Annotated in this window: 22 protein-coding genes; all 22 read right to left on the bottom strand. The window is 43.2% G+C overall.

Annotation, left to right across the window (positions count from 1 at the left end):
• Positions 1–199 precede the first annotated feature (199 nt).
• Positions 200–1,609 carry a Na+/H+ antiporter NhaC family protein gene (locus ACYQ5K_RS12715; protein WP_459777712.1) on the bottom strand — a complete coding sequence of 470 codons (1,410 nt, stop codon included), beginning with the start codon at positions 1,607–1,609 and terminating at the stop codon, positions 200–202.
• 14 nt (positions 1,610–1,623) lie between these two features.
• Positions 1,624–2,895 (bottom strand): glycine/betaine/sarcosine/D-proline family reductase selenoprotein B, encoded by a 1,272-nt coding sequence (locus tag ACYQ5K_RS12710; RefSeq protein ID WP_173688767.1) that lies wholly within the window; start codon positions 2,893–2,895, stop codon positions 1,624–1,626.
• A gap of 14 nt (positions 2,896–2,909) precedes the next feature.
• Positions 2,910–4,193 (bottom strand): glycine/sarcosine/betaine reductase component B subunit, encoded by a 1,284-nt coding sequence (locus tag ACYQ5K_RS12705; protein ID WP_173688768.1) that lies wholly within the window; start codon positions 4,191–4,193, stop codon positions 2,910–2,912.
• Positions 4,194–4,374: 181 nt separating this feature from the next.
• Complete coding sequence (locus tag ACYQ5K_RS12700; protein ID WP_459777711.1) at positions 4,375–9,462, bottom strand: penicillin-binding Tp47 domain C-containing protein; 5,088 nt, start codon at positions 9,460–9,462, stop codon at positions 4,375–4,377.
• 69 nt (positions 9,463–9,531) lie between these two features.
• Positions 9,532–10,047 (bottom strand): Gx transporter family protein, encoded by a 516-nt coding sequence (locus ACYQ5K_RS12695; protein ID WP_173688770.1) that lies wholly within the window; start codon positions 10,045–10,047, stop codon positions 9,532–9,534.
• A 15-nt stretch (positions 10,048–10,062) separates the two neighbouring features.
• Positions 10,063–10,461, bottom strand: coding sequence for a NusG domain II-containing protein (locus tag ACYQ5K_RS12690; RefSeq protein ID WP_173688771.1), 399 nt, complete (start codon positions 10,459–10,461; stop codon positions 10,063–10,065).
• Between the two features lie 3 nt (positions 10,462–10,464).
• A complete protein-coding gene (locus ACYQ5K_RS12685) occupies positions 10,465–11,328 on the bottom strand; it encodes a 4Fe-4S binding protein (protein ID WP_173688796.1) in 864 nt (287 codons plus the stop codon).
• Positions 11,329–11,338: 10 nt separating this feature from the next.
• Entirely contained in the window at positions 11,339–11,773 is a 435-nt protein-coding gene (locus ACYQ5K_RS12680; protein ID WP_173688772.1) for an FMN-binding protein, read from the bottom strand.
• Positions 11,774–11,775: 2 nt separating this feature from the next.
• Positions 11,776–13,548: an FMN-binding protein gene (locus tag ACYQ5K_RS12675; RefSeq protein ID WP_173688773.1), complete on the bottom strand. Its 1,773-nt coding sequence runs from the start codon at positions 13,546–13,548 to the stop codon at positions 11,776–11,778.
• Between the two features lie 28 nt (positions 13,549–13,576).
• Positions 13,577–14,668, bottom strand: coding sequence for an FAD:protein FMN transferase (locus tag ACYQ5K_RS12670; protein WP_459777710.1), 1,092 nt, complete (start codon positions 14,666–14,668; stop codon positions 13,577–13,579).
• Between the two features lie 179 nt (positions 14,669–14,847).
• Positions 14,848–15,381 (bottom strand): GNAT family N-acetyltransferase, encoded by a 534-nt coding sequence (locus ACYQ5K_RS12665; RefSeq protein ID WP_173688775.1) that lies wholly within the window; start codon positions 15,379–15,381, stop codon positions 14,848–14,850.
• A complete protein-coding gene (locus ACYQ5K_RS12660) occupies positions 15,382–16,533 on the bottom strand; it encodes a double-cubane-cluster-containing anaerobic reductase (RefSeq protein ID WP_173688776.1) in 1,152 nt (383 codons plus the stop codon). It abuts the gene before it with no gap.
• A 5-nt stretch (positions 16,534–16,538) separates the two neighbouring features.
• Positions 16,539–17,309, bottom strand: a complete 771-nt coding sequence (locus ACYQ5K_RS12655; RefSeq protein WP_173688777.1) for an acyl-CoA dehydratase activase — start codon at positions 17,307–17,309, stop codon at positions 16,539–16,541.
• Between the two features lie 248 nt (positions 17,310–17,557).
• A complete protein-coding gene (truA, locus tag ACYQ5K_RS12650) occupies positions 17,558–18,304 on the bottom strand; it encodes a tRNA pseudouridine(38-40) synthase TruA (RefSeq protein WP_173688778.1) in 747 nt (248 codons plus the stop codon).
• Positions 18,305–18,315: 11 nt separating this feature from the next.
• Positions 18,316–19,140 carry an energy-coupling factor transporter transmembrane component T family protein gene (locus ACYQ5K_RS12645; protein ID WP_173688779.1) on the bottom strand — a complete coding sequence of 275 codons (825 nt, stop codon included), beginning with the start codon at positions 19,138–19,140 and terminating at the stop codon, positions 18,316–18,318.
• Positions 19,137–20,000 carry an energy-coupling factor transporter ATPase gene (locus tag ACYQ5K_RS12640; RefSeq protein WP_173688780.1) on the bottom strand — a complete coding sequence of 288 codons (864 nt, stop codon included), beginning with the start codon at positions 19,998–20,000 and terminating at the stop codon, positions 19,137–19,139. Before ACYQ5K_RS12640 ends, ACYQ5K_RS12645 begins: the two co-directional genes overlap by 4 nt.
• Positions 19,985–20,836 (bottom strand): energy-coupling factor transporter ATPase, encoded by an 852-nt coding sequence (locus ACYQ5K_RS12635; RefSeq protein ID WP_173688781.1) that lies wholly within the window; start codon positions 20,834–20,836, stop codon positions 19,985–19,987. The genes ACYQ5K_RS12640 and ACYQ5K_RS12635 overlap by 16 nt, the downstream gene beginning before the upstream one ends.
• Positions 20,837–20,976: 140 nt before the next feature.
• Positions 20,977–21,666: a GTP pyrophosphokinase gene (locus ACYQ5K_RS12630; protein WP_173688782.1), complete on the bottom strand. Its 690-nt coding sequence runs from the start codon at positions 21,664–21,666 to the stop codon at positions 20,977–20,979.
• Positions 21,667–21,755: 89 nt separating this feature from the next.
• Positions 21,756–23,399, bottom strand: coding sequence for a PucR family transcriptional regulator (locus tag ACYQ5K_RS12625; RefSeq protein WP_173688783.1), 1,644 nt, complete (start codon positions 23,397–23,399; stop codon positions 21,756–21,758).
• 178 nt (positions 23,400–23,577) lie between these two features.
• A complete protein-coding gene (locus ACYQ5K_RS12620) occupies positions 23,578–24,948 on the bottom strand; it encodes an amidohydrolase (RefSeq protein WP_173688784.1) in 1,371 nt (456 codons plus the stop codon).
• A 37-nt stretch (positions 24,949–24,985) separates the two neighbouring features.
• Positions 24,986–25,684 carry a hypothetical protein gene (locus tag ACYQ5K_RS12615; protein ID WP_173688785.1) on the bottom strand — a complete coding sequence of 233 codons (699 nt, stop codon included), beginning with the start codon at positions 25,682–25,684 and terminating at the stop codon, positions 24,986–24,988.
• Between the two features lie 12 nt (positions 25,685–25,696).
• Complete coding sequence (locus tag ACYQ5K_RS12610) at positions 25,697–26,392, bottom strand: DUF5058 family protein (protein WP_008373153.1); 696 nt, start codon at positions 26,390–26,392, stop codon at positions 25,697–25,699.
• Positions 26,393–26,757 lie beyond the last annotated feature (365 nt).

Here is a 26,757-nt window from a genome sequence, read left to right as displayed (position 1 = left end):
CCATTCCTGATAATCTTCCTACTTCTTATTTTAGATAAGACATGATAAAGAATTTATCAAAAACTATACTTCCGATGCAAAAAATCATACTTTTACCAAAAATTATACATTTTAGAAAAATAAATAGCAAGAAATTAAAAAAAGCCGTTACTTCTACAAATTTGTACAAGTAACAACTTTCTATAAATTCAACTTTTAACTATGCACAGGTCACTCCAATAATCAGAAAACCGATACATGCAACTACTCCTGCCGTAAGTGCATATGGAAGCTGCGTCTTTACATGATCGATATGATCAGATCCGGTTGCAAGTGATGATAAAATCGTGGTATCAGAAAGCGGTGAGCAATGATCACCAAAGCATCCTCCACCCATTACAGCTGCTATTGTAGCATATACGACCGGTGTTAAAGCTCCACCCGATATATTCAGAGCCATCTGTACACAGATCGGTGTAACAATCGCATAGGTTCCCCATGAAGTTCCTGTAAAGAATGCAATAAAAGCAGATACTACAAAAGTCAATGTCATAAGGATCGTCGGTGTCATCCAGCTTTCTGTAATAGAAATTGCATAATCTGCCGTTCCAAGTGTGCTGCTGATAGAATTCAGGCAGTATGCCATTGCAAGGATCAGCATCGCAGACATAACACTCTTAATTCCTTCTACTGCTGTGTCGACAAGTTCATTCACCGTTCCCATTTTCTGGATCAGCATTACAATGAACTGGTATACAACGGCTGCGATAAATGCTTCCAGTGTTTTGGCACTTCCCATACACACATAAGTTCCGATCGTAACTGCGATAATGATGAGCGCCGGCATCAGAAAATTCAGAAACAGATTCGGCTTGCATCCTTCTTTTAACTGGATTTTATCAAGCTCATCACTCATCATTGGCCTTGCTTTATCGCTGATTACTTTTCCTTCTTCTTTTGCTCTTTTTTCTGCTTTACGCATAGGACCATAATCCGGGATAATTCCCACTGCGATCAGTCCGCACATCAGAACAGCTGCAATTCCGTAAAAGTTATATGGCACCATATGGATGATCACTTTCTGTGCTGCATTTGTATCCGGAATATTCTTGGTTCCAAGTGCAACCAGAAGACCTGCCATATAAATTCCCCATGAAGAAAATGGAATAACTGTACAAACCGGTGCTGATGTCGAATCACAGATGTATGCAAGCTTTTCTCTTGACACGCGTGCTTTATCTGTAATTCCTTTCATAACAGTTCCTACATAAAGTGGGCTGAAGTAATCGCTGAAGAAAATAAAAATACCAAGCAGAAACGCAAGAGACTGTGCTCCTCTCTGCTTCAGGTTCTTTTTTCCAACGACATTCGAGAATGCCTGGATCGCACCTGATTTCTGAAATAATGCCACCAGGATTCCTACAAATACTTCCAGTGCAAGGATCCAGATAAAATCCGCATTTCCAAGTGCATTCTGCATCAGATCCGAAAATCCGAATAATAAATTATTACCGGTGATCGCAACTCCGACTACAACTCCGATCAATATAGAAAACAACGCATTCTTTGTTGCAAATGCCAGTGCCAGCGCAATGATCGCCGGTGCTAAAGATAAAATACCATAGTCCATCTTTTTTCCCCCCGTTATTTTAATAATTTTGCCAATGCTGTCTCGACAATCTCTCTTCTTCTGATAAGTTCTTTTTCCGGTGTCAGATTCGGATTTCCTGTTGGGTAAGGGATTGCTTCTGCACCGGAAATCCTTGCTGCACCAACTGTATTGGAAATAGGTGTTACTGTACATACATGAACTGCCGGAATTCCTGCTTTTTCAATCTGTTTTACAATCGTTGCACCGCAACGTGTACAGGTACCTCAGGTACTGGTGAGAATTACACCATCTACTCCTGCATTACTCAGGATTGCACCAATCTCCATTCCCATGCGGGTTGCATCTGCTACTGAAGTTGAATTTCCGGTGGTTGTAGTCAGATATGGATAAATACTTCCTATCTTTCCTTCTTTTTCCATCATGCGAAGCACATCAAGCGGTGCTACTCTGTTTGGATCCAGGTTTGCATAGACCGGGTCGTATCCTGCATGGACAGATTCAAACTCTCCCGCTTTTAAGCCATCCATGCCTTCAATACTGTACTGTTTGAAAAATTTTGCTGTCGCAGCAGGCATATGGTCCGGATTGCCAAATGCGACAATTCCACCGGAAGTACAAAGTGCGATCTTTTTTCCTGCAAGAGTATCCAGTCCTTCTGCCGGTTTTACTTTTTCATAAACAGAAATTTCCAGCTCTGTTTCATATGGTTCACCTTTCAGTTTTTTCAGCAACATATCCATCGCACGCTCAGCGCCATTCTTTTGACGGAATACATTCACTCTCTTTCCTTTTGGATAATATCCTTCTTCTTTTGGCAGACCAATTTCTTTCCCTGCAAGAAGCTTATTTGCGAATCCTGCCATAAGCTTTACTGCCTTACGCATTGCAGCTGCCGATTTACCAACTTTCAGAATATAGATATCTTTCCGGTACATCTCAACTGCCGGATTCTCTTCATAAAGACCTGTGATTGCTTCTACGTGCATCTTCTGCACGGCATCCTTACAGATATCTGCACAGGCGATTCCAAACCTACCTGCATTAAACGCCGGTCCCGCAATGATAAGGTCCGGGCTGAGTTCCGTAATCTGCGCTTCAACAAACGCTTTTACCTCATCCATATTCTCGGCATAATAGTTATCTCCGCACACGATCGTTGCCACAATCTCGGCATCTTCGAGAAGCGGAACAAAAGCCTGTGCATTTCCTCTTGCTCCCTGCTCTATGAATGGCTTCTGATAAGCTTCTGCTTCTCCACCAATCTGACCAAAAAACTGGTTTGTATAAAATAAAACTTTCTTCATCTTTCTACGGCTCCTTAAATTGTAATTGCTCCCAGGTAAGTATTTCCCTGCAGATTGTGACCACCCATGATTCCATGGATCTCAATCAGAAGTCTTCCGTCATCCTGAATAGAATCTACATTACCACCTGTTGTCTTTGCAACATCACTTAATACGCCGATTGTTTTCTCCATCTTCGGAAGCATGATCGTTGCATTACTGTTACCGGTTGAAACAATTGCATCTGCCTCTGTGACACTGTCCGGAAGAGATTCTGACATTCCATCGACACCGGCATCTTCATTTGTAATGATCACTGTCTTGATTCCGCGCTTTTCAAGGCCCTGGCATACAAGCATCAGATCCGTTGTCGGATTACCAAATCCTTCCTGCGAAATAATGACTCCGTCCGCACCAAGCATTTCAACCATCCGGACTGTCAGCATACAGTCTCTGTATTTTTCTTTCAGACTTACCATCAACGGATTCAGCACGATTCCCATGAAATTGATTTCTTTTCCATGCTTTTTCATACATTCTTCGATCACAGCGTTATTCAGATGATGCCAGGTCGTAGTCTTGGATCCCGGAGATACACAGTTACCGCTTACCAGTGCTCCATCCATCACTTCGAGCGGTGTGATCATCGTCGGAACCATCTGCTTGGAATCTCTTCCATAGAAATATGTATCATGCAGAAGTCCCTGACTCATGCAGTTATAGACATAGACTACTTTCGGAAGATCCGGATACTGTGCATATTTCTCTCCAATGCTGTCCCATGTATATTCTTCTGATTCATACTCTTCCTGTCCAACTGCAAGCTGTCCCACAAATGCTGCCAGGCGGATTCCTGCCATTCTGACCATCTGTTCATGTTCATGGGCATCAAATTCCGGCTGTTTTTCGATCACCATAACCAAATGGTTCAGCTTTGAAAATGGTGTATATTCTGCCGCCGGTCCACTCATATCGATCAGTCCCTCCTGAAAGCCTACGATTGGTCCAGTCGTTGTTACTGCACACCCTTTCAGTGCATAGGTAACGCCATATCCTCCCTCTTCCATTGTCTCTTTGAAAATTCCCGGGAAAATATCTCCTTCCAGTTTGGCACGTGGTTCAATTACATCCTTTACCGGAATAATCCTCACAGATTCCCCCGGTCTTGCAATATCGAAATCAACTTTTTTAATTCTCTTATCTTTCATGACTTCTTCGGCCAATGATTCTTTGTTCAGATAAAGAACATGATCCCGAATTACGTTTTCCTCTCCAAATGCAATATTCTGAATTTTGATTTTTCTTAATTCTAAATGCATTTTTCCACTCCTTTGATTTTATTTATGTTTTTCACATCGCTCTATTATCTCACTAAAGCATTAAGATATCAATTCCATTTATAAAATAAATTGTATTTTTCTATTAGTATTCTGTTAAAAAGGGATGAGCATTCTGTCTGCTCATCCCCTTTGCTGATTTTTTCAGTTTACTGAATCTGCATTATTTTCTTTTTCTGCGCTTCCAGGCAAAGCCGCCCATACCTACTCCGAGCGAAGAAACTGCAAGTCCTAACCAGCCAAGTACGTTTGCCGGATCTCCGGTCTTCACAGAATCGCTTCCGCTTGTCTTTGATCCATTTGTTGTACCATCTGTTTTCTTTACAGATGAGCTGTCTTTCTTTGCAAGTGCCTTGATTGCTTTGTTCAGGCTGTTTGTTGCATTATCTACTGCTTCCTGGCTTTCTTTTGCTTCCAGTGCTTTCTGGGCATCTGAAAGTGCGCTCTGCAGTGCTTTCCAGCTATCTGCTGTGTAATCTGCTTCTTTAAGCGCTTTTGCATCTGCAATTGCTTTTTCAAGAGAAGCAGTATTGATTGCAACTGGTTCTTCTTCAGCTTTAACCAGTGCATCTTTTGCTGCATTTAAAGCAGCAAGTGCCTGATCAACTGCATCCTGACTTTCCTTTGCTTCCAGTGCAGTACGTGCACTCTGCAGTGCTGCCTGGTATACACTCCAGCTTTCTGCTGTGTAGTCTGCTTCTTTAAGGTTATCAGCTTCTGCAATTGCAGCTTCCAGTGCTGTTGTATCAACCTCTGCCGGTGCCGGAGTCTCTGCTATCTTGTAAGTAAATGTAAGAGGAGTTGTATAACCTGTTGAAGCTACTGTAATCTGAAATTCCGTTCCAGCTACCGCATCCTTAAACGGATCTGCAGCTGTCTTGATCGTACCATCCTTATTGATAATAACTACGGAGCCTCTTCCACTTGCTGCATAATCTTTACCATTTACATTTACAGAAGTAATATTTCCAAGATAAGCTTTAAGCGCATCTGTGTCAAATCCTGCTGCCTCTACAAGTTTCTTGTTCTCTGCATCATATGCTGCAGGCATATCTTTTGTTGTCAATGTAAATGTTGTAACAACATCTGCATATTTCTTGTTCTTATCTTTAATTGTGAGAGTATATTTTCCAGGTTTTACAGAAGCTGCTGCTCTGCTCTCTGTCGCTGCTTTAAAAGTCAGCACATTACCTTCTACCGACACATCCAGTCCAGCCACACTGTATTCCGGATCAAATCCATCCGGAAGCTGTACATTGATTGTAGTCTTGCCTGCTTCAATATCTGCATCTGCAACTTCTGCTTTTGTAGTTTCTGATTTTACAGGAACATAGATATCTTCGATATCCATTGTATATACCCCATTTGTTGTATAATACTCAATGCTGTCAATCGTCTTACCCATCATAGATTTATAGTGTTCAGAAGATGTCGGACAATTGTGAACTGACTCTGTAAATCCAGTACACCATGCAAGTTCTGTACCTCTCCAGATATTTTCCAGATGACGCATACCATAAGCGGTTCCGTCTGTTGTCTTTACTACAACTGCATTTACATTATCTGATTTGATTTCTTCTGGAAGTCCATCAAGATCAAGCTCATAATCTCCATAAGATGTTTCGGTTGAAAGTTCAGCTGTAACTCCTTCTATTTTCGTTGCTTCATTACCTTTTACTTCACTGAATACAAGATTTCCTTCTTCATCAAGTGATACTTCTTTATAGTTTGCAGGTGTATCTTTAAGCGGATAATATGCATAAGTATCATTTTCAAACAAAGTGTCTTTTCCGGTCAGTGTTGTGGTAATTGTCTTTCCTCTGTTTGTAACTGTAATCTCCACCGAATCACTGTCTTTTACTTCTTTGTATTTTGAAAGATCTACCGAAGAATCTACTTTTACAGCATAAGTGATACCGTCAATCTTAGATCCATCTGTATTTTCATGGTAAGATCCGCCTGCAAGACTTGTGGTTCTGGTCTTATTCTTTGTTGCAGAGGTAAATGCATCTACAGCAACATCATTACCTGTTGTTTCGGCTTTGTAGAATGCAGCGTATGGAATATTCATGAGGACATATTGGTCTGCTTTTACAAGAGCCTCAATTGCTTCTGTCATATGGAGCGTTTGCTCTTTCACAGCTGACTGTAACGGATTCTCCTGTGCAAGAAGCTCTTTCGATTCTTCCAGTTCACTCATCATCTTATCCCAGCTGTCTTTGGTATAATCAGATTCATTTAATGCACTTGCTTCATCAATCTTGTCCTGTAATGCTTTGATATCTTCTTCGGTTGCAGTTTTTGATGCCGCAAGATTTTCTGTTCCGATCTGGAAATTATAGCTGTAATCTGCATAACCAAGTCCATAGACGGTCAGTTTCCAGTAACCGGTTCCATCCGTTCCATCAGGAAGCTGGCATCTGAGAGAATCTGTAAGTCCAAGCTGGATTCCCATAGATTTATGCATCCAGTTATCTGCAGCAAATTTTGTTCCAAATGTTCTTACCGGTGTTGTATAGCTTGCATCATATCCGTAATAAGTCCATTCAACAGCCTGCATCGCAGAACCGAGTCCGCCATAGTTTCCATTTAAATCTACACGGATAAATTCTCCAAAACTTCCCACATCTTTTGTCTCTCTGACATTCGGTGTGATATCAGCTGCCACTGCCAGTTGTGTGTCTTTTAAGCCTGAATAGGAACCTGTTGTTCTTTCAGAGAATGCAAAGCTTCCATCTTCCTGTTTTTCAGCTGTCTTAAGACCATTTGTATTTGCTGTTACATCTGCAATTGCTGTGTAAGACTGAAGCTGATTTTCAGAAAATCCTCCACTTAATGTCTCTCCGTTTTCTACAACTGCATATTTTTCTTTTAACGCATTCAGATCTGCTGTTTTTACTTTGACCGGAACATATTTGATACCTGTTACTTTATAATCAGCCTGGATAAATGAGCTTCCGTCCTCAGCAGTAAACACTGCTTTTTTATCTTCATTGGTTGATCTCGTATAAACACTTCCGTCTGTCATTACAGCTTTTCCGTCTGCATTCCAGTATGCAAGATCATATTCGTTTCCATTTGTATCTTCAATAACTGCGCTGCACTGGAAACTTCCTCGATGTAATCCATGATTTGCAGTCGCTCTTGTTACTGCATCAAAAGCACCCTTGTCATACTCATTACGTGAATCTACATCAGCAGAGGATTCTGTATCACCTGCTGCATAGACACCTTCATTTGCCCAGTATTCAGACCAGCTCATACCAACATAAACATAAGAATACCCACTGTCTTCTTCCGGTACTTTATAAGTAAATGTATATGCCTGATAACCGTCTTCTGCGATTGTTACAGCAAATGCTTCTCCTGCTTTTGCATCTTTAAATGCATCCTGTGAAAGATCCAGTTTTCCGTCTTCTGTGATCAGTTTTACTGCTTTTTTCCCGGAAGCCGCATATTCTTTTCCATTCACAGTTACTGATGTAATATTTTTTAAATATGTCTGGAATTCTTCTTCATCAACACCATCCGCTTTCACCACAGCCGGATCTTTGTCATTCTCATTATATTTTGCCGGCATCGTTTCTGTATAAGCATTAAATGTTGTGGAGATTGGTGCATAATTTCCGTTTTTATCGTTAAGAGTTACTGTATAGCGCCCTTTTTCGATTTCTTTGTTAAATTTGATCGTTCTCTTCGGAGTCTTTCCTTCTGTATTTATCTCTACAGAATATGCATCCGCATCTAAACCATTGATTGTATATTCTTCTGCAAAGTCACTTGGCAGTCCGCTTACTGTAATTATTGTATTTTCAGCATTTACAGAAGCATCGGCAACCGAGATCTCTCCGCCATATTTCGTCTGCACCTTCTGGTTCATCGGGATTTCATAAATACCGGCATCTGTATAATAGGTCACTTTATTGATGGTTTGTCCCATCATGGAAGCATAATCTTTTGAATCCAATGTATTTCCATGGGATTCAGTTACAAATCCTGTACTCCATGCAAGCTCTGTTTTTTTCCAGATATTTTCCACGTGGCGAAGGCCATAACTGCTTCCTTCTTCTGTGCTGACCACTACACCATATACAGTATTCACATTTTTCAGATCATCACTCGTAATATCTAACTGGTAATCACCATATCTTGATGACGTAGAAAATTCAGTTTTCGCATTTGTCAAAGTTGTCGGTTCTTCTCCCTTTACTTTGCTAAAGCTGAGGCTTCCATCCTCATTTACAGTTGCCTCTTTATAATATGACGGTGTATCACTTAATGTGTAATAAGAATAGCTTGCGCTTTCAAATAATGCATCTTGTCCCTTATATGTAACAGTATTTTCTTTTCCTTTAATATTTGTTGTAATCGTAACTTCACTTTCATCAGTAACCTGTGTATATTTTTCTAATACAGATGCATCACTGATCTTAACCGGGAATGTTACACCGGTAATATCTGAACCATCACTATTTACATGATAAGAACCTGCTGCAAGGGATGCTCTTGTTTTCTGCTTTGTTGCTGACGAAACAGCATCTGCGCCTGCGACACCGTCTGCTTTATAGAAATCTGCATAAGGGATGTTCATTAATACATAGACTTCTTTCTGTACTTCCGGAGTTTTTTTCACCAGTGCACCTACTGCATCTGTCAGAGCTTTTGCTGCCTGATCCACTGCCTCCTGTGATTCTTTCGCCGCAAGTGCTTCTTTTGCCGCCGTCAGTTTATCCCGCATATTTTTCCAGCTGTCTGCTGTGTAATCTGCTTCTTTCAGTGCTTCTGCCGATGCAATTGCATTATTTAACGTCGTTGTATCTACCGTTTTTTCCTCTTTTTTAGTGGCATTTTCAAGTGCATTATTTACCGCATTAACAATTGCCTTTGAGGAGCAGGTTGCTTCAGACACTGCATCGATTCCATCTGTTCCGTTAATTGCTACGATTTTCGGTACAACTCCATCCGCCGCATCCTCAATATATCTTTTATTTTTTTTGCTGCCGTCACCGACAATATCCGTGATCGATTCTATTTTTCCGTCCTTTATGGTAACAGATAAAGATAAATTATATTCATCAAAATCTGCATCTCCATCCGGTGTACACTCTGCAGTCCCTGTATATGTTCCATCCTGAACCTTCGCTACATCCTCACTGTTTGCCGCAAACACCGTCGACGGGCAAAGTCCAGCTACCATCGACATCGCCACAGCCATTGTCATAGCCTTTGTCTTAATCGTTCCCTTTCCCATAATTACCTCCTTGTTGTTGATAAAATTTATTATTAAGTCAGCTTCTACTAACCTATAATCAAAAAAAATTTAAACTACCTGTGCTGCTCTCTCCGATTCTCTTTTTACGATCGGAAGCAGCTTTTTACTTATCATTCCCATCACGAATCCGGTCACTGTACCGGCGATCAGAAGTGCCGGAAGATAATAAACCAGTTTCAGATTCTCTACTACAATGGATGCCACGATAATCTGACCGATATTGTGTGACACGCCTCCGGCGATACTGACTCCGGCTACGGAAAATCCTTTCAGCCTCTTCATCAGTGCCATAACCAGAAAGCTTAAGATTCCTCCTGCCAGACTGTATATGATCGACATTCCATTTCCAAACAAAAAGCCGGTCAGAAGGATCCTCATAACTACCACCAGAAATACTTCCGGAAGTTCCAGGAAATACAGCCCGGTCACAGTCACCAGATTGGCAACTCCGAGCTTCATTCCCGGTATCCCGAAATTGATCGGTATTAAGCTTTCCACATAACTGAATATCATCGCCAGTGCAACCAGCATTGCCATATTGGCAAGTTTTCTGTTTTTATTCATCTGCTATTCCCTTTATCATTTTGCGATTGTATCCGGAGCTGCATCTTCCGAATCCGATACTCCAGAATTCTGCTTACTTTCATTTTCCAGAACCTCTACCACAAGCTTATGCGGCAGACAAACGATCGTCTGTGTATGCCCGCTGATCTTTCCCTGTTCCTCGCAGTATCCATCCGGGCAGTTTGCCTCTTCCATATACGCCTTTCCGTCTTCAATCCGGATCCGGTTATAGAAATCGCCATCCTTTACTTCGATGGTCTGATCCTTCGATAAGGAATACGTTCCATAGATTTTCCCATCCAGCGTAACCTGGATTTGATTTCCTTCTTCCCCTCTCGTCAGTTGCATCACAAGCAGCATCGCAAGCGCAATCACAATAATCCCTGCTCCAAGTATTAGATCTTTCTTCTTCATCTTCTATACACCAAGCCAGAGCAGAAGCATTAGTAAGATCACTGCCCGTAAAATCGTAAACCAGAATTCATTTCCGCAAAGCCCTTTCACACCGGTATGAATATTTCCTTTCGGACAGGTATCGATACATTTCTGGCACTGGAAACAGTCACCTTCTACCTTTGGAGATCCGTCTTCCGGAAGTCCGATGTTAGAAGGACATTTCTTCGTACATGCCTTACATCCTTTGATGCAGTTTTCCCGATCTCTGTGAAGAGCGAAAAACGGCAGGACCGGAAGCAGCGAAAAAACTGCTCCCATCGGGCAGAAATTTCTGCAGAAAAAACGTTCTTCAAAGCACATTCCTGCAATGATCAGAACCAGAAGGACGAGTCCCACCAGATATCCGCCAAGCTTAAAGTTGCCGGCATGTAGCATGGAAAATACATCCCACGGGCTGGTTCCTTTTGCCTCGCTGTAGACACCTGCAAAGCACAGGATTGAAATCAGTGCCAGTACAATATATTTCAGATAACAGAGCTTTTCTGTCCATGCATCCGCGATCTGAAGAGGTTTCTTTTTTATCTTTTTACAAATCCACACATAGAGTGCATGCACGCCGTCTCCCAGCGTACCGAATGCACAGGCAAATCCGCAGAAGAATCTTCCGAACAGGATCGTGTAAATACAGATCACAACCAGTACTGTCACAAATGAGGTCATGGAAACCTTCTCGCCTGCACCGATCTGTGTAAATATGTATTTCACTCCGGCAAATGCCGCTGTATACACAGATGGGATAAACAGGAAATACAGTACCTGGATCAATGCTCTCAGCCATACATGTAATTTTTTTATATCTTTCGCCGTTAAATTATGAATATCCATCTTTTTCACGTTACTTTACCGCCTTTTCCAGCGCCTGCTCCGATGCGTTTTTGATTCCGGTCGAGCTGAATGTCGCACCGCTAATCGTATCTACATCCGCGCTCTGTGCATCGATGATCTTCGGAATAATATCTTTCGCCATGGAAAGGTATGCTCCGTCTTCTTTTTCCGCAGATACCACATTGATTTCTGCGATCTTGCTTTTCTCAATCTTTACTTCTACCTGGATCGTTCCACCAAATCCATCGGCTTCCCCGGTATAGGTTCCGTCCTTGTAATTTGTGGAATCTCCATTTTCGCTATCTGATTGTCCGTTTCCGACAACCTGTGCGGAAAGCCGGGCAATCTCATCTTCTTTCGCGCGCGCATCCAGCACCGAATTGTATCCCAGAAGAACCCCCACGATTGCAAGCATACTTACCAGTCTTACCCAGAATTCTCTCATTGTTATTCAGCCTCCGTATCTGTCGGTCTTTCTGCTGCTTTCAGTACTTTTTTGCATCCTTCCAGGATTGCATTGGAAGAGCAGGTTGCGTGGGAAACAGTATCGATGTCCTCCGACATTCCTTTTTCTATGATCTGAGATACCACGCCTTTTATGCTTGACGTACCATTTGCTGCTTTCAAGATATATCTGTCATTGTCGCTTGCACCATCACCTGTAATATCTGTAATCGCTACAATCTTATCATCACGGATCGTCACTGACATCGTCAGATTATATCCTTCAAAATCTTCGTCTTCATCTGGTTCACAAGGTACGGTCACTTCATAGGTTCCACTGAAATACTTCGTATTTTCCTCGTCTTTTCCATCCTTCGATTCAAGCTGTGCGATTGCCTTTTTCAGCTTTTCTGCTGCTTTGTCAACCGCAGTCTGTTTCGTTTCCTCCAGAGCTTCTTTTGCATCCGCAAGTCTTGTCTGAAGAACTGCCCAGCTTGCCTCTGTGTATGCATCCTCTTCCAGCTTCTCAGCTTTCTCGATCAGTTCTTCTAACTCTGTCACATCCGGCTTCTCATCAATGGATTCTCCATTTGTCACTTTCTCAGCCTGTTTCAGTGCATTCTTGATTGCATTTAACAGTCCTTTGGAGCTGTAGGTTGCTCCTGACACGGTATCTACATCGTCTGTCTTCTGTGTCTTGATCACTTTCTTCACAACATCCATTGCCCGATTGAAGAACGCTTCATCATCGGAGCTTTCTGTGATCAGGATCGCTTTGATCGTCTTTTCCTGGATCACGACTGCAACGGATACATCCCCGCTGTAGCCTTCTGCTGTTCCGTAATAGATTCCTTCCTTGTACGGAACGGTTCCGGTTACGGTAGAATTATTGTTGTCTGATGAACCATTGTTATTACTGTTGTTGTTATTGTTATTCTGTGAAGTATCTGATGTACCATTTACCGCCGCCTGGCCCAGTGCATCCCGCACTGCCTGAATAATTCCGACCGAACTGTAGGTTGCCCCGGACACCGTATCCACATTGGTGCTCTGCTTTGCGATGATAGAATCTATCAGAGAAGCTGCTTTGGAAATGTAATCGCTTCCGTCACTGTTCTCCACAATCTGGATCGATGCAATCTTTCCTCCGCTGATTTCTACCATAACCTTCAGCGGACCGCCAAATCCGGTTCCTGAACCGTAGTAGGTTCCATCCTTATATGCTGCCGCATCCTCTACTTTTGCCACACTGGTCGAACTTCCTGCTGCCGCCGCTGTCTGGCCGGACTGTGCCTGTCCTGTCGTGCTGTTATCCTTTTCCCCGGTCAGCGCATTTTTCACCGCACTGATGATTCCTCTGGAACTGAAAGTTGCTCCCGATACAGTATCCACATCCAGTGTCTGTCCTTCAATGATCTTGTCGATCACCGCTTTTGCCCGCGAGAAAAATGCCGCATCATCGGAAGAACTCAGAATGTCAATCGAAACGATCTGCTTATCCTTGATCTGTACCGATACCGTAATATCTCCTGCGTACCCGGTTCCGGTTCCTTTATACACACCGTCCTCCAGATCAAACGAACCTTTGGCTGCTGTCTTTTTTTCTTCTTTCTTCTCTTTTGTCTCTTCTTTTTTTACCGGTGTTTCTTCCTGCGTCGCTGCATAGACCGGCGCTTCATATCCGCTTAAGGAGCCTGCCACGCACGCCGTAACCAGTGCAACTGAAAGAACGGGTGCAAACGGTTTTAATTTTTTACCGGTTTCTTTGATGTCCATCTCTCATTATCCTCTCATTTCATGCAAATTATTTCATAATAACCTTCATGCCAAGATCCGTTGTAAAGCTGTCTTTCAGACCTTCTGTCACATAAATCGTTCCATCATCTGTCGCAAGGATCGCCTCAAACTCATCGCTGTGCGCCTTCCAGAACTCTGCCGCTTTTTCTTCTCCCATGATAAAAAGCGAGGTAGAAAGTCCGTCTGCAAGGGTTCCGTCCGAGCTTACGATCGTGACAGATACCAGTCCGTTCTCTGCCGGATATCCGGTCTTCGGATCAATAATGTGATGATAGGTCATACCATCTTGTTCAAAATAGCGTTCATATCCACCGGATGTGATCACCGCTTTATCCCGAATGGATAAAACTCCCAGATAATCCTCCGTGTCGTCCGGACTCTGTACCGCAACCCGCCAGTCGCTTCCGTCTGTCTTGGTTCCGAGTGCCTGTACATTTCCACCCAGATTTACCAGACCACTTGTAATCCCGCTTTCTTTGAAAATATCCATAATCCGCGAAGAAGTATAGCCTTTTGCAATTCCTCCGAGGTCGATTTTCATCTGGTCATCTTCAAAAGAGAGTTCTCTCGTATCCTTATCGTATGAGATCTTCGCTGCATCCACATGCTTCAGAAGCCCTGTCAGTTCGTCAGCTGATGGCACACGGAAATTCTGTGTCGGAAATCCCCACGCCTCCATAACCGGATAAATTGCGATATCAAATGCCCCATCCGTTTCCTTATTCAGTTCCAGTGCGCGCTTCACAAGATATCCTCCATCTTCTGAAAGTGTTGCACTTTTCTGTTCATTCAGTTTTGCAATCTCGCTGTCTGCATTTCCCGTCGATAAAAGTGCATCCAGTCTTTTAATCTCTGCCTCAGCAGCATCCACTGCCTCCTGTGCTTTTTCTCCATATGCAGTCACTGTCATATAAGTGTCCATTGCAAAAATGTCTTTCGACGCCTCGGTATCCGTAGAAGTCTGCTCCGTACTCTCTTTCGAACTGGCTGTACTTTCACTTTTTATACTCTTTGTCGTATCCTGTCCACTTTGACCGCATCCGCCTGCAAATACAGATACACACAGACAGACCGCATTGATCATATTTCTGAATTTCATTTTGTTTCCTCTTTGTTTGTATGTTCTAACTTAGAATAGTTTATATTATTATTAGTTAGTATGTCAATATTGAAATTATCAGTTAAGAAAATTTCTCATTTTACTTCTTTTTGGGATACACAAAAAGAGCTTACAAAAAATGTTTCATTACACTTTCTGCAAGCCCTTTCGCTCTTTTTCTAGTATTCTAATGTTTTACTCATGACATATCTTCGTTTCCCGCCATATTTCTTTGTCTCAAGAACTGCCTTCATTCCAAGCTTTTCCATATTGCGAAAACTGTATATATTATCCGGATGAACTGTTGCCATCAGATACCGCATCTGCTTATTTTTTACGATTTCTTCTGCCTGGCAGAAAAGCTCATATTGCAGACCATATCCCTGATACTCCGGTTCTACAACTGCGATCTCCAGATGCGCAACCCTTTCCATTTCTTCCCGGGAAATCTTCAGATATTCTCCCAGGTTATCCTCTGCCATTCCCGGGATACGGACAATCATTATCGCCGCTGTCTGTCCATCCTTCTTTGCCAGCAGGGTAAATCCTTCCTCACAGATATGCTTTGCAAGAAATCTTTCGTCCTCTGCCTCAAACCATTCCTTCACAGGAACAATTTTTCCTGCAAGCTTTACCATACGGCAAATTTCAGGAAGATCCTCCTCATTCGCCCTGCGGAACTGAAACGCATTTTTCTTCGTCATACTCTTCATTTACAGCATCTCAACAAACGCAGCAAGTCTGGTGTTCAGCTGTCCGATGTCTGCCTGAGAGTAATCAGTTTCCACACTGATATACGGAATTCCCTTTTCACCTGTTACAAACTTACGGATCGTATTAGTCTCCACATTGTAAGTATGACACGCCTGAAGGATCATATCCACTACACCGTCTACCTGATATTCATCGATCAGTCTTCCAAGAAGCTCCAGACGATTCGGATTCGGTGTCATAACCGAACATCCGATGCTGAGATATCTTCTTGCGATTGCATCGTAAATATCTTCGGCATCCTCATCCACCATCTTGTCAATAGATTTGGCACCACTGCAGTTCTCAAAAGTTACAACAATACCGCCATTGTCCTCTACCGCACGGATCACTTTTTCTGTTGCTCCTCCGATCGGACATCCTGTGATCAGAATACGCGGTTTCTTCTCTTCCATCTTGCCTTCTGCATATTCTTTTTCAATCTTCGCAGTAAGAGCATCCACTTCGCCCGGGATCAGGGAACGGTCAAATTTGAAGGTGCTTCCGTACAGAACTTTGAACAGATCCTGTCCTTTGATCGGAGCCGGATCATGTTTCATTACTTCATAAAGCTTCTTTAAGGACTGACGTGCTTTATTCTCTGTCTTTACAGCTTCACGGATCTGCTCTTCCGTGATCGTCACGCCAAATTTCTGTTCCAGATATTCCTTGAAACGGATGATCTCGCCTTTCCAGAGCTGAAGTCCCGGTTCTCTCTGGCTATTCGGAAGTTCCATGACAAATACATCTTTGAACTCTGACATATATTCATACATCTTCTTCTTTCCATCGCAGGTTGTTTCCCCAACTACTACGTCTGAGAAATAGAAGAATGGACATTTGTCTGTCTTTGCAAATCCATAACTTGATTTGATCAGCGGACAGAGATTCTTCGGAAGATCCTTTTCTGCCTCCGGAATCGTCTCGTCCGAAGTCGAGCAAAGGCTTACACATCCTGCTCCCATCGCCATTGCAATCTCTTTCGGGAAATATGTACAGTAAGATCCCACAACCGGAACACCTTTTTCTTTCAGCTCCTTAACAGCCAAAAATGATTTCTGCCTCTGCTCCGCAAATTCTTCAAATACCTCTGGCAAATCTTTAATCAGTTCCATCTTCATTATCTCCTTCTGTCTTTCTTTTCTCTGGCAAGAAGTGCTGCCCCGTATGCCCCCGCAAAACGGCCAAACTCTTCTGATTCCACTTTCTGATCCAGCTTGTCTGACAGGATTCCTGTGAAATAAATGCTGTGACTGAGTCCTCCGGTCAGGATCACTCTGTCTCCAAGTTCCTTTTTCTGCGCAAGCTGCACTACTTTATTGGCAACAGAATCTACCACTCCGGCCGCAATATCTTCACGCTTTTTTCCTTCTCCGATATAGTTGATCACCTCAGATTCGGCAAATACCGTACAAAGTGAACTGATCGGAATAACTTCTCCTGCTGCCGCCATATCAAATAATTCATTGATCGTAACACCCAGGCGGTTCGCCATGATTTCCAGAAACTTTCCGGTTCCCGCCGAACATTTATCATTCATCTGGAAATCGGCTACCATTCCATTCTGTACAACGATCACCTTCGTATCCTGTCCTCCCACATCAATGATTGAACAGTCCCCCCCTGCAAGTTCACGACCACCTCTGGCATGGCAGGTAATCTCAGTAATTACATGATCTGCAAAATCAACTGCGATTCTTCCATATCCTGTAGCAACTACCTTTGTCTCATCTGAGGTAACATCTACCCCCATCTCAAGCAGCTTATTCTTGATCTTTTCACAAGTTTCTTTGCTGCTCCATCCTGTCGGCAGTACGAAATGTTCTTTCTTATCTCCTTCAACAACAACCTTGGATGCTGTTGATCCGATATCAATTCCTACATAATTCATATTTCTTCCCTTTTCTCTCTTTAATGACATCCTGTTTCTATGCTGTTTTTCCAAAATGCCTCTGATTATTAGGATAACATTTTCACAATATTTCTTCAATAAAACTGCCTGTTTTACTTATTGTTTATCCGAATAGATTAACTCCTCTATAGGGTTTTTCTATTGTAAAAATTCCTCCGATATGTAGTACCTTCTATTTGGAATTTCATGTTAAAAAAATGAGCCTGCCTAAAAAGCAGACTCATGCACTATTCTTTATTCTGATAGCTGATTTCCATCAGGCAGAGTCCCTGCGGCGGTGCTGTGACCGCTTCCCTGGTTCTTTCTCCGCCTTCCAAAAGTTCCTTTACCTTTTCCGGTTCGTAAAATCCTCTTCCGACACGCACCAGTACCCCGGCTATGATGCGCACCATGTTATACAAAAATCCATTTCCCGTAATCCGAATCGTAATATGCTCTCCGCTTTGCAGAATCTGCAAATCCGTGATTGTCCGCACCGTTGTCTTTGCATTCGTACGGATACAGCAAAATGGTGCAAAATCGTGTTCTCCTACCAGATAAGCCGCTCCGCGCCTCATCTGCTCCACGTCCAGATCAAAACTTACAAAGTAATTATAAAGCCTCTCTGTCGGAATCGGCACTTTCGTATTGATGATGTGATATTCATAGGTTTTCAGAGTATCCTGATAACGTGGATGCCAGGTAAGGTCCACTTCATCTGATCTCACGACTACAATGTCCTTCGGCAGCCGCTGATTCAGTGCGTAGGAAAAGCGCTCCGCCGGAATCCGGCTTTCGGTGTCAAATACCGCAATATTTCCCCTTGCGTGAACCCCGGAATCCGTCCGGCTCGCCCCGATCACCTGGATCTCTTCTCCGGTGAGCTTACAGATTGCCTTATTCAGAACTTCCTCGATCGTAATTCCATTTGGCTGGATCTGCCAGCCACAATAATTTGTTCCATCATAAGCTACGGTTAATCTGATTCTTCTCATCCCACAGCTCCTTAAAAGATCCACAGTTTAAACGGAACATATCTTCCGACAACAAATGCTGCCACCACATACAGGATCGTGATCAGATACGCCACATGGTCTGTACTCTTATAGATCAGAGGTTTCATCTTGGTTCTACCGTCACCGCCACGGTAACATCTTGCTTCCATTGCCATTGCAAGATCATTGGCACGACGGAATGCGGATACAAAAAGCGGAACCAGGATCGGAATCATTGCCTTTGCCTTCTGGATCAGATTTCCACTTTCCATATCCGCACCTCTGGCAATCTGTGCCTTCATGATCTTATCCGTCTCCTCCAGAAGGATCGGAATAAAACGAAGTGCGATCGACATCATCATCGAAATCTCATGTACCGGTACATGGAGCTTATTCAACGGGTTAAGGAGCTTCTCCAGTCCGTCTGTCAGTGAATTCGGTGTAGTTGTCAGTGTCATAAGTGAGGATCCCATGATCAGATAGATCAGCCGGATCGCCATATAAACCGCTGTGCTTAAGCCGTACTCCGTGATCTTGATAAAACCTACATGGACCAGTGTCTCTCCGCCCGGTGTCAGAAATAAGTTGAATCCTACTGTGATCAGAAGCAGAATGACGATCGGCTTCAGTCCTCTGACGATGAACTTGAACGGTACTTTTGACAGCTTGATGCATCCAAACAGGAACACAGTCGCAAGTACATATCCCAAAATACTTTTAAATGTAAAAAGAGAAATCAGATACAGCAGTGTGCATACAATCTTCACACGCGGATCCAGCTTATGGATACGGCTGTCAGCCGGATAATATTGTCCAATCGTTATGTCTCGAATCATTTGGCTGCCCTCTCCTTCTTCAGTGCTTTCATAATGCCATCCGCTGCTTCTTCTATCGTGGTTGCATCTGTCGGAACATCCATTCCCTTTTCCTTCAGCGCATGCATGATGTACGTTACCTGTGGTGCTGCAAGTCCCACACTTTCCAGTTCTTTGTAGTGTGCAAACACTTTCTTTGGCACATCATTAAACATGACACTGCCTTTATTCATCACAATAATACGATCCACATATTTTGCAATATCTTCCATACTGTGGGAAACTAAAATGACAGTCATGTCTGCTTTTTCGTGCAGATAGGCAATCTGATCCAGGATCTCATCTCTTCCCTTCGGATCCAGTCCTGCAGTCGGTTCATCCAGAACCAGTACCTTCGGACGCATTGCCAGTACCCCGGCGATTGCTGCACGCCGTTTCTGTCCGCCTGACAGATCAAACGGGGAATGATCGTAATATTTTTCTTTGAGACCAACAAGCTGCAATGCCTCTCTTGCCCGCTTTTCACATTCTTCCGGTGAAAGTCCCTGATTCTTCGGTCCAAAACAGACATCCTGAAGTACATTGACCTCAAAAAGCTGATGCTCCGGATACTGGAATACCAGCCCGACTTGATTTCTCAGCTCACGTAAGTTATAGTTTTCTCCGTAAATATTCTCTCCGTTGTAATAAAGTGCTCCGCTTGTCGCCTTGATCAGTCCGTTCAGGTGCTGGATCAGTGTCGATTTACCGGAGCCGGTGTGACCAATGATCCCGACAAATTCACCGTGCGGGATTTCCAGAGACACATCCTTCAGCGCATGCTTTTCATATGCGGTTCCTTCACTGTATACATAATTGATATGTTCTAATTTAATCGACATAATATCTCCACCAATTCTTCCTTCTTCAAAACTCCCGCCGGAATATCAAGTCCTCTTTTTCTCAGCTCGTCAGCAAGAATCGTCACCTGCGGCACATCCAGTCTGTAGTGCTTTAACGTATCCACCTGTGAAAAGATTTCTCTCGGTGTTCCCTGCATTACCACATGACCATGATCCATTACGAATACGTGGTCTGCATCTACAACCTCTTCCATATAATGAGTGATCAGAATCACTGTAATGTGTTCTCTTTTTCTCAGCTCCATCACACTTCGAAGTACTTCTTTTCTTCCGTTCGGATCCAGCATCGCAGTTGGCTCATCCAGTACAATACACTTTGGACGCATTGCCATGACACCGGCGATCGCAACCCTCTGCTTTTGCCCACCGGATAATTTATTCGGTGAATGGTGACGGTATTCAATCATCCCAACCGCTTTCAGGCTGTCTTCCACTCTCTGCCAGATCTCCTCTGTCGGCACGCCCAGATTCTCCGGGCCAAATCCTACATCTTCCTCAACGACTGTTCCGATGATCTGGTTATCCGGATTCTGGAATACCATTCCGGCGCTCTGACGTACATCCCACAGATGCTCATCTTCCTTCGTGTCCATTCCGTCTACCCACATAGTTCCGTCAGACGGAACCAGCAGAGCATTCATATGCTTTGCAAGTGTAGACTTCCCAGAGCCATTATGCCCCAGGATTGCAATAAACTGTCCCGGCTCGATATCCAGCGATACCTCATCAATAGCGCGGCTTTTCCCTATAACATTACCTTCTTCGTCACGCTTTGCATATTCAAATACAAGTTTATCTGTCTTGATCATTTTCATGGTATTTCCTCATATCCATTCTGTAATTTATCTGTCCATACTGTACTAGATTATAACCTAACTGGAATGCCTATGCAATTGATTTCCTGATTGTATCAAAAAAAGAATGCGCCTTCGCACATTCTTTTCCTGTGTTTCTACTACATTTTTTCAATCTTATCCCTGAGTTTCAGCATTTTTGCATCCAGCTCAGAAATTTCATCTGCATAGGTTTTTAATTCCTTTGCAACCTCTTCATTCTCTGTCTTCTTATAAAATAACTGGTACTTAAGCACAGACCAGTAATCCATTGCCACCGTACGGAGCTGGATCTCCACCTTTTCCTTCAGTGGTCCTTTGGATGAATAAATTGGGACCTCCACAATCAGGTGCAGACTTTTGTATCCGTTCTTTTTGGGATTCTTAATATAATCTTTCTCCCGGATGATCTGTACATCTCCCTGCGCTTTCAGACGATCTGCAACCTCGTACACTTCATCTTCAAATGGACAGACCACACGAATCCCGATCAGATCCTTCAGTTCTGCTCTTGCCGTGTCAAAATCCGGCTCCAGACCTTTCCTGATCAGTTTTGTATAAATACTCTCTGCCGTCTTCACTCTGCTGCTGATCTGGTTGATCACAACATGGCGTTTCTTGCGCGAAAGATCTGCATTTATCATATTCAGCTTTGCTGTAAGAAGATCGATTGCAGCTCTGCATCTGAGCTGATACTTCTGATTCTGAAGTGAACAGTCTATCTCTGCAATCTCTTTTGCAGCTTCTGTCCGGATCAGCTTTTCAGGGCATTTATTTTTCTGCTTTATCTTTGCCTTCTGTTTCTTTGGCATAGGCATCTCCCTCTTTGTCTTTTTTTTCACACAATATACATTGTATCATCTTTTACCCTGAAAATCATCAATTCCTGTTCAAAGAAATGTTAAATTTTTTCTTCCAGATTCAAAAAGCGCAGTAAAAGCTCTGCATTCAGCCGTGCAATATTATCGCTCCAGTCAATCTGCAGAAGTTCGTTTACCTTGTCGATCCTCTTCCTGATCGTATTGATATGTACATATAATTTCTCAGCCGTTGCGCTGTAGTTCATATTATTTTCCAGATATACTTTTAAAGTCTTTAAAAGCTCGATATTCTTTTCATCTTTCAGGAGCACACTGTAAGCCGAGAGCATATGAGTAAGCTCTTCTTCCGGAATATCCAGCCATGCAAGTGCACCAAGCTGAGAATACTCCCATGCAAAAAGGCTTGGATAAATCATTTTCCCCATATTCAGTGCTTTCTGGCATTTCTCTATGCTCTGACGGATATGCCCAAGAGAAGCGGCATCCAGTGAATAACCAAATTCCAGTGCCGTCTCCGGACAGCTCTTCAGAACTCTTCTCCGGAATTCTTCCAGAAGTGCAAGGATATGACCTTTCTCCCAGTCTTCTTCTCTGTCTTCCAAAAAAAGAATTCCCACATTTTCTCCGATCATTGCGATTCTGGCATATTTGATCAGACTGCTTTTCCGGTAAGCCTCAAGGATCTCTTTTCTCCGGTTTGGAAGTTCTTCCTGATTGTCCGCACGCCGGAACAATACATACCTGTATTTTGTACTCATGGAAATCCCCTGTACATTCGCCTGAAACATCATCTTCTGTGTATCATCTTCCGTTGCACTCAAAGCGTATAACACAAAGTTCTCAAATCCGATATTTCCCATGTTCTGTGCCGCTACGATCTGCTCATATAATCCCTGCAGCATCAGATAGGCAATCCGGATACTGTACTCATCATAATAATCCAGGAATTCCCGCGCTTCCATCACGGCAAAATACGCCTGTACACTTCCATTTACAGAAATCGGGATCCGTATCCAGCTGATTCTCGGTCCCTCCTGGTGACTCTGATTCACAAGACGGTATCTCACCATGTCCATATAATCACAAAGTGTATGCCGGGTATACGGCATTGACGGCTCCCAGAAATCCTCTGTTTCAAGTCCGAATCCTTTCGCTATCTTCTGAAAATTCATCGAACTGTAATACGCCTCTTCTTCTACAAAATCATATAAAAATGCCGGGAACCCCATCTCAGCCTCCATCGCCTGCAGGATCCGCTTGATCTTCTGCTCTTTATATGAAAAATTCGACATCTGAAATGTCATATGACTGGTATTGATCCGCAGCCTGCGTATGGTCCGGTTCAGCACAGCAGTATTAATCTGGCTCATCACTTCCATCCATGGTGCTGAAAACGGCATGGAGATAAGGGGCACCTCATACTGATCAAAAAGCCTCAGTATCTCCTCCGGTATCTTCTCCAGATACCGTTCTCTTTTGATCATCATTCCCGCCGATTTCTGGACACTTCCCTCCCGGAACGCTTTTTCAATACAATCTGGTTCCTTTGCAATAACGTACCCTGATGAAAGTACCAGTTCCTTCCCTTTCGTCCAGTGAAATGCATCCGGTGCCTCCATAACTGTGATCCCCTGGATCTCACGGTGCAGTCCCTTTGCCCCCGCCAGAACGTAAAACTCCTTAAAATAGTCCTGCGATAATAATTCCTGTATTGCGATACCCATTTTTGTCTCCTGCCTGACTGCACTTATCCCCCTCGAACAGTCTGTTTTTCTCCTATTTTCTCAGTGTAACATTCATGAAAATTCTTGTCAAATCCAGTCACACACTTACTTTTTTTCCTCATAAAAATCCCGGAAACCTTACGGCTCCGGGACCTTTTTTCTTTACTTTTTCTTGTTCTTATTCACCGTCATACATCGGTGCATATGGTTCTCTGTCCTGCGCATCGAATTCGTCCTGAATTTCTTTTCGCAGTTCCGGCTGTGTATACAGGTCATATGCTGTTGCCGCAATGACTTTCGCTGCGTAAAATGCACCCTTCTGTCCAATCGTACTTCCAGCAGATGCACAGCTCTGCCAGGTATGCGGTGCAACACCAACCGGCCAGCAAACTGCGGTAAAGAGGTTCATCGGCATCATCTGGCTCACATCTCCACTGTCCGAAGAAGCAGTAAGCGGTGCTTTTTCCCAGGCGTTTCTGGAAACAACGCCATCTGCTAATGCCTTTTCTTTTGCTTCATACATTCTCTGATCTCTGTCTTTGATCGCCGGATCAACGGTAGCCTGTAGCTGCCTTGCAAATTCCATTTCCTCTTCCGTATAAGTTGGTGTTCCGACCTCCTGAAGGTTCTTCCATGTCAGATCTGCAAATGATTTTTCACTGACCATATCGCAGCAGCCATATTCAATCCTGGTATCAACCTCCGTCTCTGTCATCATTGCAGCACCTTTTGCTATAAGTGTCAGTCTGCGGAGAATATCTTTTACATCACTGATGTGCGGAGCCCTTGTAAAATACCATGCGCTTGCTTTATCCGGCACGATATTCGGTGAAAATCCGCCACTGTCTGTAGTATAGTGGATTCTTGCCTTGTCAACTACATGCTCTCTTAAATAGTTGGCGCCTACACTCATAAGTTCCACTGCGTCAAGTGCACTCCGCCCTCTTTCCGGTGCAAATGCTGCATGTGAAGTTTTTCCTTTGAAATAAAACTTCGCAGATGCACTAGCCAGATATCCTTCATCATAAATCATGTTTGCAGACATCGGGTGCCAGCTCAGTGCCATATCGCATCCATCAAACATATGATAATATGCCATTTTTACTTTTCCACTTAACAATTCTTCTTCCGGGCATCCATAGAATCTTAAGGTTCCCGGAATTCCTTCCTGCTCAAGAAACCGTTTGATCATGATCGCACCTGTCACAGCTCCTGCTCCCAGAAGGTTGTGTCCACAGCCATGTCCTGCTGCCCCCGGTGTTACCGGCTCTTTTGTAATCTGGCATTTCTGTGAAAGTCCCGGAAGTGCATCATATTCCCCAAGCACTGCGATCACCGGTTTGCCACTTCCGTACTCTGCATAAAATGCATGTGGAAGATGTTCTTCATTTACAATTACAAAACCTTCGTGATGAAGAAGCTCACGGATCATATCCGCTGACTTCTGCTCATTCCCGCCAGTCTCAGGATTATTCCATAAATTAGTGCAGATGTCCACGCAGGTAGACTTAAGCTCCTCCATCTGCCCAAGCATCTCTTTTTTCGTCATATCTACCTCTCCTTTTCCACCTAATTATACACCATTCTTACTTTCCGGCTTCTTTTTTCTTTCCATAGGTTGCAAGTGTTACACCGATTGCTACGAATACACTCGCAAGAGTTGTCAGATAGTTTGCTGCTCCCGGAAGCCAGTTGAAAAGACCTGCGTTGATTGCAATACCGATGAGAATTGCAAATGCAAGCATACCACCTGCAAATTTGATTCTTTTCAGTCCAAACTGCATAAGCAGGGCACCAAACAGTGCCGGAAGCAGATAATTCAATGCCTCTGTCACACTTGCCGGCATTGCTGAAAGTACAGAGCTTCCGAGGATAACTCCGATCGTCAGCACAGATACGTTGATGACGATGGATGTCGCCATACCGATTACTGAAATGATCGAACCTTTTTCTGTTCCTGGTTCAACTTCTGCTGCAACCTGTGCCATACCGGCACAAGGAACTCTCATGTTGGAAATATTTCCTGACATGAATGCCATATATGTACCTACCGGGCCAAGTACGGTAAAGTAAGAGATCGGCTCTACGATCCAGAGGAATCCGAATGCGCTGGCTGCTGAAATGAATGCAGTAGCAAGTGCTGCCGGTTTCGGAAGAAGTCCATAAACAACTGCAAGTACAAGTGCCGGTAAGAACGATAATATCGCTCCAAGAAATCCGGTAAGTTTACCGATCTTATGCATCTGCGGCATATATTCGCCTTCATAAAAACCTTTATTTTCCATGTTCGTTCCTCCTTAAATCACAGCTGTGATGATCATTGCTGCCAGAATTGAGATCGTAAGATTCCATTCTTTCAGCCACTTGATATTCTTTTTTTCTGAAATAGTTAAAAGTATTGCCATAAATACAGCTCCGAGTACGCAGGCAACTGAGTTTTTATTCAGCTTGATCAGATGAGAAGATGACATTGAACTAAATGCACCAATGATAGCCGCACTTGAAATTGCCATCAGTTTTGCCGGATCTCCACCTGAAATTTTGTGCTGTACCTTGTCCATACGGCTTGCAGAAATTGTTGCAAAGATGATCCATCCGATCGATCCAAGGATCATGGTCCATACTGCCATATCAAGTGCCAGTGGTGTCAGTGTATCTGCTCCAAGCTGTACACCAACTGATGCAGTACCAAAACCTGCTGCGATAGATTCAAACATAACCGAACCGATCAGGGAAAGTCTCATCCACGCCATCGGTCCTCCTACAGTGATCAGAAGGGAAAGCATTCCGCTTAAGATTACAATAGATGGTCCAATGGAAGTGATCGCGCTGCTCTTGATCGCGTTCTTCATCTGCTTTTCCGTAAGTCCGATCTTCTTTCCTGCCGAATAAGATTTTTTTGCAAAGATCAGGGCCTGTGCGATAACGAGTATTACCGGGATTCCACAGGCGATCCACATCGGTATACTGTTGGCGATTTTCATAGCATCCATATTGCTACCTCCTTAGAAATAAATAAAATATTCATAAAATTTATTGAAATTATAATAAAATTATCGCGATAATTCTATGAATAAATCTTCACTTTTTCATGAAAGGGCATATGGAGGTGAAGAAATATTCACTTCCATATGCCCTTTCATGAAAAAATATTTTATCGATAAAGTCTTTCAGTAAGCAATTTGTATTGCCATTCTCTATAAGCCTTTCAAAACTTCCACTTCGCCAAATGCTTTCAGAAATTGTTTTTTTCCATATCCCGGAAATTCCAGCTCAATCATCATCTCTTCCTCAGAATTAATCTACCCTTTCCCCTCCTTCTGTTGTCCGTTTTCTTTCTTTCTCTGTTTTTCTTCTT

It is taken from the genome of Allocoprococcus similis, from assembly GCF_054660775.1.
The sequence above is the reverse complement of the archived record's forward strand: the minus strand, read 5'-3'. Positions and strand labels throughout refer to the sequence as shown.